Source organism: Paenibacillus vandeheii, from assembly GCF_030433635.1.
GTDB classification, from domain to species: Bacteria; Bacillota; Bacilli; order Paenibacillales; family Paenibacillaceae; genus Paenibacillus; species Paenibacillus vandeheii.
On record NZ_JAROCD010000001.1, the window covers coordinates 300,770 to 320,127 of the forward strand.

The following is a 19,358-nucleotide window of genomic DNA, read 5'->3' on the forward strand; positions in this document are numbered from 1 at the left end:
GATAACGGAGAGGGCAGAAAAAACCTGTAGAAGCGAAGCGCTCGCCTTTATCCCCGGATTTTCCCTTTGGAGAAAGGGATCAAAAAAATCTGGGGATAACAGCGATCGGAAGGTTGTTCTGTCAGCGTAGTGGCAAGTGTGAAATTTGAGATTTACCTGTACAACGCAACAGCGATCGAAAGTCCAATCCATCTCCGAAGCGGTCTCCTTTGCACCAAGCCTATCTTTTGAACAATAAATTAAAGGAAGTGGATCTATCTTGCCATCAGTTACACTGGAACGCAGCCGCAAAAAGCGGCTTGAACATGCACACCCATGGATATACAACAATGAAATCGCCTCCGTTGACGGAAACCCCGAGCCGGGAGATCTGGTCAACGTTTTGAATCACCAAGGTCGCTATCTCGCGACAGGATACTATAATCCTGCATCTCAAATCACAGTAAGGGTCGTAGCCTATCAACCTTTGGAGTTTGAACAGATGGACACCGCGTTTTTTGCAGCGCGTTTCCGCGATTGCTTGCGCCACCGGGAGCGTTTTATCCAGGATGGAGAGGCATACCGTCTCGTTTATGGGGAAGCCGATTTTCTGCCAGGACTGATCGTTGACCGTTTTGGCAGCATCCTTGTTGTTCAATTGCTCACATTGGGCATGGACCGTTGCCGCGAAGCGATTGTACAAGCTCTAATTGAAGTGATGCAGCCGGAAGGTATCTATGAACGCAGTGATGTATCCATTCGTGAACTGGAAGGCTTGGAGCAAACGAAAGGGCCACTGTATGGGGATTGCCCGCGTCATGTCACGGTAACGGAGAACGGCTTGCTCATTAAGGTGGATATCGTGGAGGGTCAGAAAACAGGGTATTTCTTCGACCAGCGAGAGAATCGTGCAGCCATTGAACCGCTTATGAAGGGCTGGGGTTACAAGAGTGGCATTACGCTCCAACAGACCGAGCAGGATGGTACGCAGCAATTACTTCCTGTCAATAAAAGCGGCAAGGTTGTGACGTTCCCTTATTGGGACGGAGCCACTGTGCTGGAATGTTTTTCCCACACAGGCAGCTTCACATTGAACGCCTGCAAATATGGAGCCAAAAAAGTAACATGCCTTGATATCTCAGAGCATGCGATTGAAAGTGCACGAACCAATGTAGAGCTGAACGGCTTCACTGACCGGGTCGAATTTGTCGTTGCAGATGCGTTCCAATACTTGCGTGAGCAGGTCAAAGGACTCGATGATCGTAATGCACGTGCGCGTGCTGGTGAACAGAAAGTGGATACTTCCAAAGCGCTTGCAGCCGGTGGTAAAACTTTTGATGTGGTCATCCTGGATCCGCCAGCGTTTGCCAAAACGAAATCAGCAGTCAAAGGCGCATGCCGTGGATATAAGGACATCAATCTGCAAGGAATGAAGCTGGTGAATGAGGGCGGGTATCTGGTAACAGCAAGCTGTTCTTACCATATGCGTCCGGATCTCTTTCTGGAAACGATCGCAGATGCAGCCGAAGACGCAGGCAAAGTGCTGCGTCTGATCGACTGGAAAGCAGCCGGTAAGGATCATCCCCAAATTCTGGGTGTAGACGAAGGTCACTACCTGAAATTTGCCATCTTTGAAGTACGCAGCAAAAAGAATTAATCGGAGCGATATCCATTTTAATCGGACATAGATTTACGCAAAGAGCCCACAGTTTGGATAAGCTGCGGGCTTTTTGCTATGTTCGTGTGCAGATGATCTCTCTCTGGAATTGCCGGATAGTGGCAAACGTATGTTCCGAACCAAGTCAGATATGTTATACTGGGAATTAAAATCTTGTTCGTGATGGTTTGGAGGATTAAACATGTCCGTACGCTTTGTTATTGGCCGGGCAGGCAGCGGTAAAAGCACGCTGATTACCCGGGAAATCACATCCCTGCTTCAAAAGGAACCGCAAGGTAAACCACTGATTCTGCTGGTCCCGGAACAAAGTTCGTTTCGAACCGAACAGTCACTGGTATCTTCAGGGGCTATTAAAGGTACCATGCGTGCTGAAGTGCTTGGTTTTCGCCGATTGGCCTACCGGGTAATGCAGGAGGCAGGTGGTTCTGCACGTATTCCCATTGGAGCTGAAGGAAAAAAAATGCTGCTCTACAAAGTGCTCCAGCGTCGTAAGGAAGAATTGAAGCTGTTTGGAGCATCGGGCAGTCAGCTGGGATTTATAGGAGACCTGAATGACTTATACAGTGAGTTTAAACGTTATGAACTTGACCCCACTTCGCTGGAAGAAGGACTTTCCGCATGGAATACTTCCTCGTCTTCTGCACCGATTCTGGGAGACAAGCTGCATGACTTGCTTCTTATATATCATGACTATGAAAAGGAATTGACTGAACTATACATCGACGATGAAGACACGTTGACTGAACTGACAGAGCGGTTGACGGAAAGCACGTTGCTGCAAGATGCACAGATCTGGATTGATGGATTTCAGGGATTTACCCCGCAGGAAATGAGTGTTATTGGAAGATTGATGCTGCAAGCTTCTTCCGTAACAATTGCATTGACTTTGGATCGTGCTTACGACCACGGCGCACTTCCAGGAGAATTGGAGCTGTTCCATCCAACAGCGAGTGCATATACACGCCTCAAAGGCATGGCTGAGGATCTGGGTGTCCTTAATGAGACGATGGTGCTTCAATCGGAAATTTTGCCTAGGTATGAAAGCAGTCCTGGACTGGCTCATTTGGAGGCTGGCTTTGATCGCAGGGTTCGCTGGATGAGTGAAGGGCGCGATGCAGGTGTCCGACTTTATGCAGCTGAGAGCCGCCGGGCTGAGATGGAAGGGGCACTGCGTGAGATGCGTCGTCTGGCGCAAGATGAAGGTGCGCGTTACCGGGATATGGCAGTACTCGTTCGTCAGTTGGATACATACGCCGACATTGCTGAGCCCCTGTTCAGAGACTATGACGTTCCTGTCTTTCTGGATCGGAGAAGAAATGAACTGCATCATCCATTATCTGAATTTATTCGTTCGGCACTGGATATCGTTCGTCGCCGCTGGCGTTACGAGGATGTATTTCGCTGTGTCAAAACGGATCTGCTGCTTCCACGAGACGGTTCCATCACACGTGAAGATATGGACCAGCTCGAAAACTATATATTGGCTTGCGGAATCCACGGATACCGCTGGACAGATGGAAAGCCATGGAAGTATGTACCCAGTCTTTCTCTGGAAGACAATGATCAGGATGTCCGCAATCGGGGTCGGGAGCAGATGCTGTCCTTAATGGAAAAATGCCGAACGGTGATTGTTGATCCACTGGGTGCTTTTGAGAAGCGAATGAGCAAGGCAAAGACAGCCAAAGACCAATGTGCGGCGCTTTACAGATTACTGGAGGATGCCGAGATTCCTTGGAAACTGGATCATATGTCTGCTGAAGCCAAGGCCCAGGGGGATCCGGAACGGTCAAGAGAGCATCGTCAAATGTGGGGTGCCGTTCTAGATCTATTAGATCAGATGGTTGATATGATGGGGGCCGAACGGCTGGATATGGATCTGTTTGCCGGGCTTATGGAGACCGGATTGACCGAACTGAAGTTGGGACTCGTTCCTCCAGCGCTTGATCAAGTGTTAGTTGGATCGATGGATCGTACACGTCTTCAGGATATCAAGTACGTGTTTATTCTGGGTGCTGTCGATGGTGAACTGCCTGCTGTGCCACAGGATGATGGTGTATTAACCGAACAGGAACGACTGCTGTTGACGGAGAGAGGTATGGAGCTTGGGCCAGGGGCAACCAGACAAATGCTGGACGAACGCTTTTTGATATACACCGCCCTGACAGCGGCCAGCAAGCAGTTGTGGCTGAGTTATCCCGTCGCAGATGATGAAGGCAAAACCCTACTGCCCTCGGAAATTGTACGACATGTACGGAGGATGTTCGGTCTGCACGAACAGCCATTGCTTGCCCAGCCGCCAGTTACGAGTTCAGAAGAGGTACATTGGCCATATGTTATCCATTCTGGTCAAAGCCTCTCTTATCTCATCGGACAACTGCGTAGATGGCGTCGTGGAGAAGATATTCCTGAATTGTGGTGGGCGATCTATAACTGGCATGTCTCTCGGGAGACGAGCAGGCCTGGGCTGGAGCAATTGCTTGGATCGGTCTTTTATCGCAATCAGGCGTTACCTCTGCGTACGGCTACCAGCCGGAGATTATATGGCACAGAGGTAAGGACCAGTGTCTCGCGAATGGAGCGTTTTGTGGCGTGTGCGTTCTCCCATTTTGCATCCCATGGACTGCGCCTGAAGGAGCGCCAGCTGTATCGCTTACAGGCTCCCGACATCGGACAACTGTTCCATGCTGCCTTGAGTCAGCTTGCCATACGTTTGCGTGAGCAAAATCGCAGCTGGGGAAGTCTCTCTCCGGAAGAATGCCGGAAGGAAGCGGAGCATACCGTGGAGCAGATTGCACCACAGCTGCAGGGAGAAATCCTGCTTAGCACGAAGCGGTACGGTTACATTTTTCGCAAGTTGAAGGATATTGTGAGTCGGGCATCGGTTATTCTGGGGGAGCAGTCCAGACGGGGAAGTTTCGAACCGATTGGGTTGGAGCTTGATTTTGGACCGGGTAAACCGCTACCACCACTGCGTTTTGAATTGGAAAATGGATGTGTGATGGAGATTGTGGGTCGTATTGACCGTGTGGATGTGGCTGAAGGAGAGAACGGCTTGCTGCTGCGGGTCATTGATTATAAATCGAGCCAGACCGATCTCAAACTGCATGAGGTGTATTATGGCCTATCATTACAGATGCTCACGTATTTGGAAGTGCTGCTTAGTGCTGCAGAGGAGTGGCTTGGAGAATCGGCTATGCCTGGAGGAACACTCTATTTCCATGTGCATAACCCGCTGCTGACATCCGCGAACGGCATGACATCGGAGCAGGCAGGACAAGAACTGCTGAAACGGTTCAAAATGAAAGGCTTGCTTCTGGCGGACCGGGATGCGATCGCTCAAATGGACAATACCCTGGACAAGGGCTATTCAGACATTATTCCGGTTGCGCTTAAGGCGGATGGCAGCTTTTATAGCAGTGCTGCTGTAGCTACGCCGGAGCAATGGGATACGTTGCTCGCTTCCGTTCGCAGTAATATACGCGAGATTGGCACCCGGATTACGGATGGGGATGTGGCGATTGAACCTTACCGTATCCAGCAGGAGGTTGCATGCACCTTTTGTCCGTACAAATCCGTCTGCCAATTTGATGAAACTATCGAAGGTAATGAATATAATCTGCTGTCCAAACCGGGCAAACAGCAAATCTGGGACATGCTGTCTCACCACAAGGGAGGGGAAAGCTCATGACGAATATGCCAAAACCGGAGGGAAGCTTCTGGAGTGATGACCAGTGGAGCGCCATCTCACAGAGCGGGGAAGACATCCTGGTTGCTGCGGCAGCGGGTTCCGGGAAGACGGCTGTATTGGTTGAACGGATTATTCGTAAGATTGCAGACCCTTCCCGGGGATTCAGCGTAGATCGTTTGCTGGTCGCTACATTTACCAAAGCTGCTGCTGCCGAGATGAAGCAGCGGATTCGGGAAGCACTGGAACGTGCACTTGAGGAGCAGCCTGCGGAGGAACATCTGCGCAAACAATTGTCATTGCTTGGGCGTGCTTCCATTACGACACTGCATTCATTCTGTATGGAAGTCATTCGTCGTTATTATCAGCAGATACCGCTAAACCCGGCTTTCCGGATTTTGAATGAAAATGAAGCTGAAATCATGCGGCAGGAATTGTTGGAGCAGTTGTTTGAAGAAAAGTACGGTGAAGAAGACGAAGGCAGTACATTCCGCGAATTGGTGGATTGGTTCAGTGGGGAACGAAACGATGATGCCATGCATCGACTTGTGCAGCGTTTGTATGATTTCTCACGCAGTCATTCCTGGCCGGATCATTGGCTTGCGGAAATGGCATCTGCTTTTCGGGTGGAAAGTGTCGAGGCGCTTGGTCGTTCTGCATGGGTTCAGAGTATTTTACGCGATGCCGCTCTTGCCCTGAGTGGTGCTGCGGGTCTTCTGCGCCAAGGGATCAGCATATCCATGCAGCCGGAAGGCCCAAAACCCTATGCAGATACGTTAAAAGAAGATTTGCTGATGGTGGAAGAGCTTCTGTCAGCTGTTGAGGTGATGCCTTGGGAAAGATTGCCCGAAGCGTTTCAGCCCGCAGCTTTTGGCAAGCTGAAGCCTTGTAAAAAAGATCAGACGGACCCGGGGTTACAAGAACAGGTCAAGGAACTTCGTGAGGCTGCAAAAAAAGCCGTTACAGACCTGAAAGGGTCGTTGTTTGGAAGAAGTGCTTTTTCTTTCTGGCAGGAGCTGGAGCAGGCGGCACCACTCATGCAAGAGCTGTCCAAGCTGGTCAGTGCATTTGGAGAGCGATATCGACAGGCCAAGCAGGAGCGCGGTCAGGTCGATTTCAGTGACCTGGAGCATTACTGTCTTCATATTTTGCGTCATGAAGATTCTACGCCTGAGCTGTCCATGCCTTCGGATGCAGCAATGGAATATCGGGCACGTTTCGATGAAGTGCTGTTGGATGAATATCAGGATACCAATACGGTGCAGGAAGATATCGTCAGATTGATTTCCAGAGAAAATCCGGGCAATCGCTTTATGGTCGGTGATGTAAAGCAGAGCATTTACCGTTTTCGTCTGGCTGAACCCGGCCTATTTCTGAATAAATACCGTCAATATGCAGCGTATACGGATGCGGACGGAGAGAACGGCTCATTACGTGCAGGACGACGTATTGATCTTGCGCGGAACTTCCGCAGTCGTGCAGAAGTAGTCCATTCGGTCAATATGTTATTCAAGCAGCTCATGAACGAAGGGGTTGCCGAGATTGCCTATGATGAACGAGCGCAGCTCGCTTATGGGGCTACTTTCCCGGCAGAGACGCTTGGAGATGAGGCATACACACCTGAACTTATGTTGATCGATCGTCAAGGCGGAGGACCTGATCTCACGGAAAGCACGGACGAGAATGGGGATGCGTTGCCTTCTGCTGAGCTGGAGAGTGCCGAGCTGGAAACCGCTCAGCTGGAGGCTCGGGCCATGGCTCGCCGTATTCGTGAAATGGTCGGAGATACGGATAAACCAGCTCTCAATGTTTATGATAAAGCCCTTAAATCCATGCGACCTGCGCGTTACGGAGACATTGTTATTTTGCTGCGCTCTGCCCTGATGTGGGCTCCGCTCATGATCGAGGAATTCAGACAGCAGGGTATTCCTGCCGGAGGGGAGCAGAGTAAAGGGTATTTTCAAGCAACGGAAGTGGAAGTGATGTTGTCCCTGCTGCAGATTGTGGATAATCCAAGGCAGGATATTCCGCTTGCTTCCGTGCTTCGTTCGCCGATCGTCGGACTGGATGAAGAGGAATTGGCCCAGATTCGCCTTGGGGACAAGAGACAGTCTTTCTATGATGCTGTTGTATCCGCTACAGGAGCGTTCGCAAGTTCGTCGAACATCTCCAGACAGCATGGAGAGCACGCTTCGCATCCTGATTCATCTGCAATTCAGCTGCAATGGCCGGAAGTCTGGTCAGAAATAGAACAAGGGCAGCGGGAATCGGCAGTATCCGCCGAAGTAGACGTTATCGAACGTATACATGAATCCTCTGTACATGCAGATATAGATGAGGTTCTAGATGCAAGTATGGGTGGACGTATAAGCGATGATGCGGATAGGGAAAACGGTACCAGCACTGATCTGCAACAAAAGTTAATTCGTTTTATGCGTCAGCTGGAGCAGTGGCGGCTTGAAGCCAGACAGGGTAGCTTGAGCGAACTCATTTGGCGCATGTATCGGGAAACGGGTTATCTGGACTGGGTTGGTGGCCTACCTGGAGGCATGCAGCGTCAAAGTAACCTGAAGGCCCTATATGATCGTGCGCGGCAATATGAGGAGGCAACGGCCAACCGTGGCTTGTTCCGCTTCCTGACCTACGTGTCCAGACTACGTGAGAACGGTGGAGATCTTGGGACTGTAGCAGGTGGTTCTGGTGAGCAGGATAATGCAGTACGCATCATGACGATTCACCGGAGTAAGGGGTTGGAGTTCCCTATTGTTTTTGTCGGGGGCATATCCAAAATGTTCAATCAGCAGGATCTGAATTCGCCATTTCTGATGCATAAGGAGCTGGGATTTGGCCCGAGGTTTGTGGATCGTGAGAATCGGGTTGCCTATCCAACCTTGGCAAATCTGGCGATTCGTCGTCGGGCCCAGTTTGAGCTGCTTGCCGAAGAGATGCGGGTGCTCTATGTGGCTTTGACCCGTCCAAAAGAGAAAATGATTTTGGTCGGTACGGTGAAAGATGTTGTTAAAAAGGCAGTCGCTTGGTCTCAGATTAAGGACAGTCCGGAACGGGTATTGCCTGACTATCTGCTTGCAGCAGGTCGTAGCTATCTGGACTGGATCGGTCCGTCCCTGATGAGACATCCAGATGCAACTTTGCTGCGTGAACTTGCAGGAGGTACCGATTCATTTGCTGCCTGCCTTGTGGATGATGAATCACGCTGGGGCATTTCCGTCATTTCTGCTGATCAAGTATCCCGAGAAATAGTTCTGGATCAGACGCTTGGTGAAGGAGATGGTATGACTGAGGTGCGGAAACATCGAGTTGCTGCCTTAAAAGCAGTTCAGCCTGTGGAGCTGTTCCCCTCCTCAACGGAAATAGAGATCAACGAGGATGAACAACATGCAGCTCTACGAGACCTCGGGGAAGGTGTATTTACAGCAGCAAGTTTGCAAGAGGGTGTACAGCTAATTCACGAGGTCGATAAACGGCTGTCGTGGACATATCCCCATCAAGCAGCAACTCAAGTGGCTGCCAGCACATCGGTCACTGAGCTGAAAACATTGCTTGCGATGCAGGACCATCCGTCTGTTCAGATGATGGATGAAATGGAAGAACAATCGGAGGCTTTCATGGTTTCTGAGAGCCGTGAGCTGAAGGATGGAGGCTCGGTCTTTAAATTGCATCTTCGTCGCCCCAAATTTATGGAGGAGAAACAACTGACCAGAGCCGAACGGGGAACGGTGTATCATACGTTAATGCAGCACCTGCCTGTGGATGGCTCACCCGTTGACTCGCCAATCGTTGAGCAGATACTTTTGCGGTTAGTTGAGCTCAAGATTTTGCTCCCCCATCAGGCAGAGGTTATTGAGGCTGAACAACTGGCCGGATTCTTCAATACAGAACCTGGGACAGAATTGTTGCGTGCGGAGTGGGTGAAACGGGAGATTCCGTTTATTTATGGACTTCCGGCACATCAGTCTCCTGCCGAATGGCTCCATGAACTGTCACCGAATGCCGACATGCAAACGCTGGAGGAAGACGGTAAGATGCAGGCATCCCTAGAAAATGAGACGGTGCTGGTACAGGGGATTATCGACTGCCTGTATGAGGTGGATGGCGAACTTGTTTTACTCGATTACAAGACAGATCAGGTGTTGGAGCATCGCGGCGGATTGGACAAACTGACGGAAAACTATCGTTTCCAGCTGGAGCTGTATAGCCGGGCTATTGAAGATATTTTGGGTCGTAAAGTCAACCGGAAGTGGCTGTACTTTTTTGATGGCGGACATGCTGTGAAGCTATAAAGTGAAATTTTAAAACGACCGGATGAAATTTGTATCATTGGATTTTGCATGAGAAAGGGGTTGAACGGACGATGCGTATTTTGCACACGGGGGACTGGCATCTGGGAAAAACGCTGGAGGGACGAAGCCGGCTGCGAGAGCAGGAGGATTTTGTGGATGAGCTTGTTAGACTTGCGGATGAGCAGCAGGCAGATGCCATATTGATGGCTGGAGACGTATACGATTCCGTTAATCCGCCTGCATCGGCGGAACAGCTTTTTTACGAGGCTGCGGCACGTCTGACGGAACAGGGAAGACCACTTGTGGTCATTGCCGGAAATCATGATCAGCCGGAGCGAGTGGCTTCGGTGACCCCGCTTGTGAACAGACAGGGAATTACACTTGTAGGTATGCCTACTTCAGAAGCGGTAACCATCCATGCAAAGAGAACTGGAGAGACTGCACAGATTGCTGCATTGCCATATCCCTCGGAAGCGCGATTGAACGAACTGCTGACCACGGATGGGGACGAGAATGTGCTTCGCCAGGCATACAGTCGCCGGGTTGGCATGTTAATGCAGCGTCTGGCTGCTTCTTTTCGTCCGGAGACGGTGAATTTGGCGATGAGCCATATTTATGTTCTGGGCGGGGTTGAAAGTGATTCGGAACGTCCGATTCAGGTAGGGGGCGCCTATACGGTTGATCCTTCCGCACTATCGACAGGTGCTCAATATACAGCTCTGGGTCATCTCCATCGTGCGCAGGCCGTTAAAGGGGAAGGTGTGATCCGATATAGTGGTTCTCCGCTGGCCTACAGTTTCTCCGAAGCGGGGCAGAGCAAGTCCGTCACGATGGTTGATCTGGCACCAGGTGGGGCTGCAAATGTGGAGGAATTACTGTTGACCTCGGGCCGCCCACTTGTGCGCTGGAAGGCGCGTGGCGGTCTGGCTGAGGTCTATCGGTGGCTGGATGAAGGGCGCGATCCTCAAGCCTTTATCGATATGGAAGTATGGCTGGATGATGCCATGTCTCTGAAGGAGATCCAGCAGCTGCGGAAGTCTCATGAAGGGATCATACATATTCGTCCGGTCTATCCCGAGATGGCGGCAGCAGGGCTTTTGGAGCAACGTTCCGAGCTTCCGGTACATGAGCTTTTCCGCAAATTTTATCAGCGTCAGACGGGTGGAGCATTACCTGAAGACAGTCTGGTACAGCTGTTCCTTGAACTTGTCGATGAGGACGAGCCGGGTGTGCGTGAGGAGGTCGAAGGAAATTGAAGCCGATTCTATTAAAAGTTGCGGGTCTACAAAGCTATCGAGAGACACAGGAGATTGACTTCACCGTATTGACTGAAACGGGTTTGTTCGGCATTTTTGGTCCTACAGGCAGTGGCAAATCTTCCTTGCTCGACGCGATTACGCTGGCGATGTACGGAAAAGTGGAACGTGCGGTTAACGGTACCCAAGGGATTATGAATCACGCGGAGGATTCATTGTCTGTTGCCTTTACATTTGAACTCGTATCAGCAGAAGGCACAAGAAGATTTCGGGTGGAACGACGCTTCAAACGAAACAATGAGATTTCGGTAAGCAACACAATTAGCAAATTCATCGAAACTGTCAACGGAGAGGAGCAGGTGCTGGCTGACAAGCTGGCAGACGTGAATCGCTGCGTTGAAGATGTCATCGGGTTGAAAATGGATGACTTTACGCGTGCCGTTGTGCTTCCGCAAGGGAAATTCGCAGAATTTCTGTCACTGAAAGGCAGTGAACGGCGCCAGATGCTGCAACGATTGTTCCATCTGGAAAAGTATGGAGATCAGCTTGCCATTAAGCTTAGCCGGCGGGTGAAGGACAATGATATGGTTCATCAATCCCTGGCCGCGGAGCAGCAAGGGCTCGGTAATGCCAGCAAAGAGACGTTGGCAGAAACGGAGTTTCTTCTTCAAGCTGCTGTGAAGCAATCCGAGCTGTCACGTAAAGCGCTTGATGAAGCGACGAAGGAAGCCGAACAGCTCGGCAAAGTCCGTGAGTTAAGCCAAGAACGGCAGGTACGCACGGAGGAACATGAAAAGCTGAAAGCACGTGCACCACAGATCGAAGCAGGTGAACAACGGCTGAAGCAGGCCGGGGCTGCAGATGCGATACTCCCTTCATTGCAGACGATGCGTGATGCAGCAGCGCAGCAGAAGTTGCGTCAGGATGCAGCCGAGATGGCTCACCAGCAAGCAGTGGAACATGAACGGCTGTCTGTGCTAGAAGGCGAGAAGGCCGAAACGGCACGTGTACAGATGGCTGAGGAAGAACCCAAGTTGCTGCTTCGATTGGAACAATTGGAACAGGCCAAGGCGTTGCAGCGGGAACGAGACGGGCTTCGAGAGGACAGTAACCGTCTCAAGCAGCTTTTGGACAAAGGGCAGGCTGAACAGAACGTCATCGGACAGCAGTTGGAGAAAGAAAAAGAACTTCAGCAGCGTGGGCGCAAACGACGGGAAGAATTACAGGAAAGCCTCAAGCCGAATGAAGTGAAGTCCGAAGAACGCAGACAGATACAGGCTGCACTGGAATTGAGACATCGTCTGGATTCGGCGGCGGAGCAATTGCGCCAGAACATGGCTGAGATGGTAGCCAATAAACAGTCGGCTGAACAAGGTGCCGAGAGGCTGAAGCTGGCTGCCCAGGAAGAGGGTCGTCTGAGTGAACAGCGTCAGCAGCTGATTGAACAGGCGGCAACGGGCCTTGAGGCCTTGCTTGCCTGTGAGCAGGACATTGGCCGCGAACAGAGCCTGCTGGCCAGGGCGGAGGAGCAGCTGCGTGGAACGATGCGCGAGCAGGAGCTGCACCGGCTCTCCTCCGCCTTGCGCGCCGAGCTGCGCGACGGCGAGCCATGCCCGGTGTGCGGCTCCGCACACCACCCGCTCCCGGCTGCGCCGCCGGGAGAAGGTCCGCCCGCAGGCGATGCGGACCTGGAACTGCTGCGCAGCCTGCACGCGGAGCTGCAGGAGCTGCGCTTTGGGCTGCGCCAGCAGCTGCACGAACGTCGCAGCCTGCTGACGCAGCTTGGCGCAGCGGCCAGCGAAGCCCCGGCCGCTGCCGAGGCCGCGCCTGCGGCTGCGGAGCCAGAGTCTGCCGGGTCGCCCGTACACGGGCGCTCCCCGGCAGACTGGGCGGAGCGTGCCGCTGCACTGCGCGAAGCCGCGCGGGCGCTGGCCGCAGCCGCTGCGCCGCTGCAAGCGGAAGCCGCCGCGTTGCAGCAGGCGGCTGTAGGCGCGCAGCAGCGCCGCATAGAAGCGGCTGCTGCGCAAGAGGCCGGCCAAGCCGGGCTCGCCCAGGCGGAGCGCCGATTGGCCGAGAGTGAGGCCGCCGCAGCCGCCTTGCACGGCCGCTGGGCCGCGGAACTGCCAGGCATCGCTCAAGAGGAGGCTATGGCCCTCCACCAGGCGATGCAGGAGCGCGACGCGCGCGCAGAAGACATTAAGGAACGATTAAATAAGAGCGTGACGTTCCTTGAAGAGAAAGAACAGCTGGTACAGTCTCTCCAGCAGAAGCTGGTCGAATTGGACAAACAGCTGATTCAGTGGCAGACGGAATGGCAAGGCAACAGCAAACAGCTTGCTGAGAAGGAAGAGCGTCTGCGTCAATGGGTTGGCGAGCAACGGGTCGAGGACTTAATTGCTGCGGCCCAGACTCGACTGGATGAACTGCGAAGAGTGGCTGCTGAGTCGGTACAGCGTTTCAAGGAAGCGGATGCGTTGAAGCAGGAATCAGCCAAGAAGGATGTCATGGCTCATCAAGCCGCAGCCTCGGCAGCAGAGCATTTGCAGCAGGCGCAGGAACGCTGGAAACAATTACTGGATCAATCGCCATTTGACTCCGAGACTGCCGTTGTGGAAGCAGCCCTTCCTTCCCAGGAAGCGGAGCAGCTGGCTGCGGAAATTCAGCAGCATCGTGATCGTGATCGTGAACTTGTTTCTCAATTACGTGAGCTTGAACAGAAACTGGGCGGAGCCGTTGTATCTGAGGAACAATGGTTGGCATGCACAGAGCGACTGCAGGCGTCTCGTGCAGAGGATGAAGCGGCTCTTAGAGCCAAGGCGCGTGCAGAACGGGATCTGGAAGATGTGCAGCAGCGACACGTTCGATGGACCGAGTTGGAGAATAAACGCGTGGAAGTCAGCCGGCAAGGTGAAATGCTTAGCAAACTGCAAGCAGCTTTCAGAGGTAACGCATTTGTCGAGTATATTGCAGAAGAACAGCTGATGCAGGTTAGTCAGGCTGCTTCACAGCGCCTGCGCTTCCTGACCAAACAACGCTATTCACTTGAGGTGGATTCGGGCGGTGGCTTTGTCATCTGTGACGATGCAAACGGCGGGGTTAAACGTCCGGTGTCCACCTTGTCCGGTGGAGAGACGTTTCTGACTTCGTTATCACTGGCCCTGGCTCTGTCTGCCCAGATTCAGCTGCGCGGTCAGTACCCGCTGCAATTCTTCTTTCTGGATGAAGGCTTTGGCACATTGGACCCTGAACTGCTAGATACCGTCATTACATCGTTAGAAAAACTGCATGATGACCGTCTTGCCGTCGGTATCATCAGCCACGTTCCAGAGCTGCGGGCACGCTTGCCACGCAAACTTGTGGTTATTCCCGCGGGTGAAGCCGGAGCTGGCTCTCGTGTGGTTCTGGAAACGTTATAGGAGACGGAACACATTACTGTTTTAAATGAGTCCCAATTGTGACTCCCTCAGGAACCCACCTTAGAAGGTGTTGATCCTGAGGGAACTCTTAACTGACTAAGTTGGGTTGAATCTCATTTTTATACTCGCTGAGTCAGTGGAGTGAGATAGCTCACAGATACAGGTTCATCCTGTTGTTATACTACAGTTAAGCCGACAAACTTTATGTTAAGTACCCCGGCGGACGTCTGATCAGGAATACTCCTGGTTAGACGTCCGCGACAGCAGAACTCCGTATGGAAACTGCAACGGGGTGCTTCTTTTTTATTTTTTTATTTCACAGGCACAACTCCTATACTGATTTCACTCTTTTGGACCCCGATTCCCGATTCTGAAACTCTTGTCATTCACAGTGTCATTTCGCCCAGATCTGAATACCATGAAAGGGTGATGAAGAGAAGAGCATATCCGGAGGCGATGAAACGTGGAAAAGGTAGAAGCGAAGAAACTGTGTAAGGAACACATGCATCGCTATGTGTGTGTACAGATGCATGACGGTGCCCATTATGATGGCATTATGGAAAACGTGGATGATGACATGATTTATTTGGCTGTTCCCGTGGGAAATGAAGCCATGGTTAATCAAGCGAACTGGGGACCCAATATGATGCCAGTTACTTATCCCGCTCATTCGCGGGGATTCTTCCCGGGCTTCGGCTATCCATACCCCTATTATGGTTACGGTCGCAGACGGTTTAACAGACTGGTACTACCTTTGGTTGGACTGACTGCATTATCCTTATTGCCTTATTATTAATAGAAAAAAATGAATCATCATGCATGTAGCCAATATAACCGTTCACATCTTTGGTGTACGCTCTCAGCAGTCCACTAAGATGTGAACGGTTTTTTTGTCCATCATCCCGGTTTGAATGACATAACTGAAGAGGTTCGATTGGAATTTACTTTTCAGTTCCGGTATGATAGAAGGGTATACATAATTTTTAATCCAAAGGAGGGTATGAACAATGGATTGCTTATTTTGCAAAATTGTAGAGGGCAGCATCCCCTCCAATAAGGTACTGGAGAATGACCATGTCATCGTCTTTCATGACATCCAGCCCGCTGCACCGACCCATGTACTCGTTATTCCCAAGAAACATATTGCTTCCATGAATGAAGTAACCGCAGAAGATTTGCCGTTGATCGGTGAGATTCATTTGGCTGCGCAAGAAGCGGCCAAGCGTCTCGGTGTGGAAGAAACAGGTTACCGACTGATTAATAACTGTGGCAAAGATGGAGAACAAACCGTTCATCATCTGCACTATCATTTGCTCGGTGGGACTCGACTCGGCGTGTTGACAAGTTTGTCTGACTCCCACAAATAAACGAGCAAGTTTACTCAGTTTACTCTGATTCAGGACTTATCCATATATGCTTAAAAGGCATGAATATGGAGCTGAAGTTCACATAAAATAAATGATCATTACGTTAAGGTTGACACCTTTATTACCTTTCGCCTATAATGAAAGGTGATGAACCGTGTTATTGCTCTTGGACGGTCTGGTCGGAGGGAGGGAAAACTGGTGTCTGAAACTAAAGTTCGCAAAAACGAGACTATTGATGCTGCACTTCGTCGCTTTAAACGTTCCATCGCAAAAGATGGCGTATTGGCTGAGGTGAAGAAACGTAAGCATTATGAGAAGCCAAGCGTAAAGCGCAAGAAAAAGTCCGAGGCTGCTCGTAAGAGAAAGTTTTAGGAGGATTTTAACTACATGAATCTTAGCGAACGATTGAACGAAGATATGAAGCAAGCGATGAAGAGCAAGGACAAGTTCAAGCTCTCCAACATTCGGTTGATTCGTTCGACGATCAAGAATCTTGAAATAGATTTGAAAAGAGATTTGGATGATAACGAAGTGCTTGATATTCTGAGTCGTGAAATCAAACAGCGCAAAGATGCCCTCCAAGAATTTGACAAAGCGGGCCGTGATGACCTCGCGGCAAATGCAAAAGCGGAAATTGAATTACTCAGTCAGTACCTTCCCGCACAGCTTACCGAAGAAGAAATTAAAGTTATTGTACAGCAGACCATCCAGGAAACCGGTGCTTCTTCGAAAGCCGAGATGGGGAAAGTCATGTCTGCCCTTATGCCGAAAGTCAAAGGCAAAGCGGATGGCAAACTGGTAAATCAAGCAGTTCAACAATTTCTGCAATAAAGCAAATCAATGAACACCTCCTGACTTGTCAGGGGGTGTTTTTTCCGTTTTACGCCATTGGATACGGTACTCAGTTTGAGAAGAAACCTGAAGCCGGCTGGGAAGTCATTCATCTGTTAAAAGAAATTCACAAATATTGCTTTTAAATGGATAATATATATGATAATGGATTTGGAATGTTGCAATTGCTGGCGATTTTAAATATAATTCTAAGATTTTGAAACGAAATGTTGCATTGTACGTAATAAATACCATAAGCTGGACAGTATAACATTAATGGAAAAGGGGGGACTATTTGTGAAGGGAAAGCGCCGGAAGAAGCTTACGGGGTCATTAATGCTCATGATGCTACTGACGCTGCTGCTTCCTGTCTGGATTGGATCACCGTCAGCGCATGCAGCTGAGAAAAGTGGCGCCGTATATATCATTCCGGTGGATAAACCAATCGAGCAGGGACTTGGAAAGTTTATGGAACGAGGGTTCAAGGAAGCAGAAGAGATGAATGCTGGCCTGATCGTTCTGGATATTAATACGCCGGGAGGGCGTGTCGACACGGCTGAAGAACTGGGTACCCTGATTAAGGAAAGTCCAGTTGAAACCGTTGCATTTGTGCGTGGAGATGCTGCCTCGGCCGGGAGTTTTCTGGCTTTGAATGCAGATAAGATCGTAATGTCGCCAGGCAGCATGATCGGTGCGGCAGCAATGGTGGACAGCACGGGTAAACACGTCGATGATCCGAAGCTGGTTGCATTCTGGAAGAGCAAGATGCAGGGAGCGGCTGAGAAAAGTGGCCGTGACGGCAAAATTGCAGCCGGAATGACGGATGTTAACATGGTCGTGGAGATGCCTGAGATTAATAAAACCAAGGAAAAAGGTGAAATTATTGCTCTCTCGGCCGAAGAAGCGCTAAAAGTGGGTTATGCGGACCATATAAGCAACACGCCAGAGGAAGCAGCAGCCTGGCTTGGTTACAGTCAGGATGATGTGTTCAACGTTCAGAGAACAGCCGCTGAGAACATATCTACATTTCTCACTAATCCTGTCGTCATGACGGTCTTGCTATTCCTGGGAATAGCCGGTGTGATCATTGAGTTAATTGTACCTGGGTTCGGGGTGCCTGGAATTGTTGGCATCGTGTGCTTTGTGCTTTATTTCTCAGGGAATTACATTGCCGGTTTTGCCGGAGCAGAGACATGGGTGTTATTCACTGTTGGACTCATCATGATGATTCTGGAGATGTTTATTCCGAGTATGGGGATTCTAGGTATACTGGGATCAATTGCACTTGTGGCAGGTGTTGTACGGGCAGCTTATGATACAAGCGATGCTTTCATATCGTTGGGTATTGCTTTTGGGGCTGCGCTTGTAGTCATTGCAATTGTCGTTATTCTGTTTAAGGATCGAGGGATATGGAATCGATTCATCCTAAGCGACAGATTGTCGGCTGACCGTGGATATTCTTCCGCTACAGAACGAAAAGAACTGATCGGGTTGCAAGGAATCAGCCTGACACCGCTTCGTCCTGCCGGCACAGCGATGTTTAATGGGGAACGGATTGATGTCGTATCGGATGGGGATTTCATTCCGGTGAATACACCGATTGTTGTAATTAAAGCGGAAGGTACACGCATTGTTGTTCAACAATCGTTACCGGTTTAATCCGCTCTGTTGCCGGGCTGCTCAGTGCTTAGGCAACCGTACATAACCACTATGCTGAAGATGCCAGCAAAGCGGTGTAATCTTTAATTTAGTAACAGATTTATGAATGTATGTTCATATAATTTTTGCCAAAATCAAAACGAAAATGGAGGAATTTATACTATGGAACCAACCATGATTACCGTTTTGCTCATTGCGGTTGTTGCAATTATCGTATTGAGCGTATTCTTCAGCTTTTTCCCAGTAATGCTCTGGATCTCGGCAATTGCATCCGGTGTACGTGTTAGTATTATTACATTGGTAGCGATGAGACTCAGACGTGTAACACCAAGTCGGATCGTAAATCCGATGATCAAAGCAACCAAGGCTGGTCTACAATTATCGATGAACCAACTTGAGAGTCACTTCCTTGCTGGTGGTAACGTGGACCGTGTTGTCAATGCTTTGATTGCTGCTCAACGTGCAAACATTCCACTCGAGTTCGAACGTGCTGCTGCGATTGACCTTGCAGGACGTGATGTATTGCAAGCTGTACAAATGAGTGTTAACCCACGTGTAATAGAAACGCCTGTAGTTTCTGCTGTAGCCAAAGATGGTATTGAAGTTAACGTACGAGCAAGAATTACAGTTCGTGCCAATATTGATCGACTTGTTGGTGGTGCGGGTGAAGAGACGATTATTGCCCGGGTTGGTGAAGGTATTGTAAGTACGAACGGTTCAGCGGACTCCCACAAAGAAGTTTTGGAAAATCCGGATCTGATCTCTCGTACTGTCTTGTCCAAAGGTCTGGATTCCGGGACTGCTTTTGAGATTCTGTCCATTGATATTGCGGACGTAGATGTAGGTAAGAACATTGGTGCATTTCTACAAACCGAGCAGGCAGAAGCTGACAAGCGGATCGCTCAGGCCAAAGCGGAAGAGCGTCGTGCAATGGCTGTAGCTCAAGAGCAAGAGATGAAAGCGCGCGTTGTAGAAATGAGAGCGCGTGTAGTTGAGTCAGAATCCGCAGTACCACTTGCAATGGCAGAGGCTCTGCGTACTGGTAAAATCGGAATTATGGATTACATGAACCTCAAAAATATTGAAGCTGACACTCAAATGCGTAATACACTGGGAAAACCTGCTGAGGGCTCGAATTCTAACGATCAGGGTGATTCCAAAAACGGAAGATAGGCGGTGAGTGCAT

Annotated in this window: 11 protein-coding genes; all 11 read left to right on the top strand. The window is 50.3% G+C overall.

All coding sequences use genetic code 11. The features are described 5' to 3' along the window. The first annotated feature begins 259 nt into the window (after positions 1-259). The 11 genes from P5G61_RS01325 (at position 260) to floA (ending at position 19,345) form a co-directional block, all read left to right on the top strand. Positions 260-1,636: a class I SAM-dependent rRNA methyltransferase gene (locus P5G61_RS01325; protein WP_301243596.1), complete on the top strand. Its 1,377-nt coding sequence runs from the start codon at positions 260-262 to the stop codon at positions 1,634-1,636. Positions 1,637-1,838: 202 nt separating this feature from the next. Next, the gene (addB, locus tag P5G61_RS01330) at positions 1,839-5,345 is read left to right on the top strand and encodes a helicase-exonuclease AddAB subunit AddB (RefSeq protein ID WP_301243598.1); all 3,507 of its coding nucleotides are present in this window, start codon (positions 1,839-1,841) and stop codon (positions 5,343-5,345) included. Beyond that, on the top strand, positions 5,342-9,643 hold the full coding sequence (gene addA / locus P5G61_RS01335; RefSeq protein WP_301243600.1) for a helicase-exonuclease AddAB subunit AddA: 4,302 nt from the start codon (positions 5,342-5,344) through the stop codon (positions 9,641-9,643). Before addB ends, addA begins: the two co-directional genes overlap by 4 nt. A gap of 71 nt (positions 9,644-9,714) precedes the next feature. Next, complete coding sequence (locus P5G61_RS01340; protein ID WP_285078134.1) at positions 9,715-10,899, top strand: exonuclease SbcCD subunit D; 1,185 nt, start codon at positions 9,715-9,717, stop codon at positions 10,897-10,899. Next, positions 10,896-14,315, top strand: a complete 3,420-nt coding sequence (locus P5G61_RS01345) for an AAA family ATPase (protein ID WP_301243602.1) — start codon at positions 10,896-10,898, stop codon at positions 14,313-14,315. Before P5G61_RS01340 ends, P5G61_RS01345 begins: the two co-directional genes overlap by 4 nt. A gap of 502 nt (positions 14,316-14,817) precedes the next feature. Further along, complete coding sequence (locus tag P5G61_RS01350) at positions 14,818-15,111, top strand: hypothetical protein (protein ID WP_285078309.1); 294 nt, start codon at positions 14,818-14,820, stop codon at positions 15,109-15,111. A 211-nt stretch (positions 15,112-15,322) separates the two neighbouring features. Next, positions 15,323-15,682, top strand: coding sequence for a histidine triad nucleotide-binding protein (locus P5G61_RS01355; protein ID WP_024628477.1), 360 nt, complete (start codon positions 15,323-15,325; stop codon positions 15,680-15,682). A gap of 198 nt (positions 15,683-15,880) precedes the next feature. Then, positions 15,881-16,054, top strand: a complete 174-nt coding sequence (gene rpsU / locus P5G61_RS01360) for a 30S ribosomal protein S21 (protein WP_005547957.1) — start codon at positions 15,881-15,883, stop codon at positions 16,052-16,054. A 15-nt stretch (positions 16,055-16,069) separates the two neighbouring features. Then, positions 16,070-16,513: a GatB/YqeY domain-containing protein gene (locus P5G61_RS01365; protein ID WP_024628476.1), complete on the top strand. Its 444-nt coding sequence runs from the start codon at positions 16,070-16,072 to the stop codon at positions 16,511-16,513. A gap of 336 nt (positions 16,514-16,849) precedes the next feature. Then, positions 16,850-18,172 carry an NfeD family protein gene (locus tag P5G61_RS01370; RefSeq protein WP_301244296.1) on the top strand — a complete coding sequence of 441 codons (1,323 nt, stop codon included), beginning with the start codon at positions 16,850-16,852 and terminating at the stop codon, positions 18,170-18,172. Positions 18,173-18,334: 162 nt separating this feature from the next. After that, on the top strand, positions 18,335-19,345 hold the full coding sequence (gene floA / locus P5G61_RS01375; RefSeq protein WP_301243733.1) for a flotillin-like protein FloA: 1,011 nt from the start codon (positions 18,335-18,337) through the stop codon (positions 19,343-19,345). The last annotated feature ends 13 nt before the right edge of the window (positions 19,346-19,358 follow it).

Excerpts from the sequence above, each read along its gene's own strand:
- addB (WP_301243598.1), top strand. The coding sequence starts at position 1,839 with ATGTCCGTACGCTTTGTTATTGGCCGGGCAGGCAGCGGTAAAAGCACG.
- addA (WP_301243600.1), top strand. The coding sequence starts at position 5,342 with ATGACGAATATGCCAAAACCGGAGGGAAGCTTCTGGAGTGATGACCAG.
- P5G61_RS01340 (WP_285078134.1), top strand. The coding sequence starts at position 9,715 with ATGCGTATTTTGCACACGGGGGACTGGCATCTGGGAAAAACGCTGGAG.
- P5G61_RS01350 (WP_285078309.1), top strand. The coding sequence starts at position 14,818 with ATGCATCGCTATGTGTGTGTACAGATGCATGACGGTGCCCATTATGAT.
- P5G61_RS01355 (WP_024628477.1), top strand. The coding sequence starts at position 15,323 with ATGGATTGCTTATTTTGCAAAATTGTAGAGGGCAGCATCCCCTCCAAT.
- P5G61_RS01365 (WP_024628476.1), top strand. The coding sequence starts at position 16,070 with ATGAATCTTAGCGAACGATTGAACGAAGATATGAAGCAAGCGATGAAG.
- P5G61_RS01370 (WP_301244296.1), top strand. The coding sequence starts at position 16,850 with ATGCTCATGATGCTACTGACGCTGCTGCTTCCTGTCTGGATTGGATCA.
- floA (WP_301243733.1), top strand. The coding sequence starts at position 18,335 with ATGGAACCAACCATGATTACCGTTTTGCTCATTGCGGTTGTTGCAATT.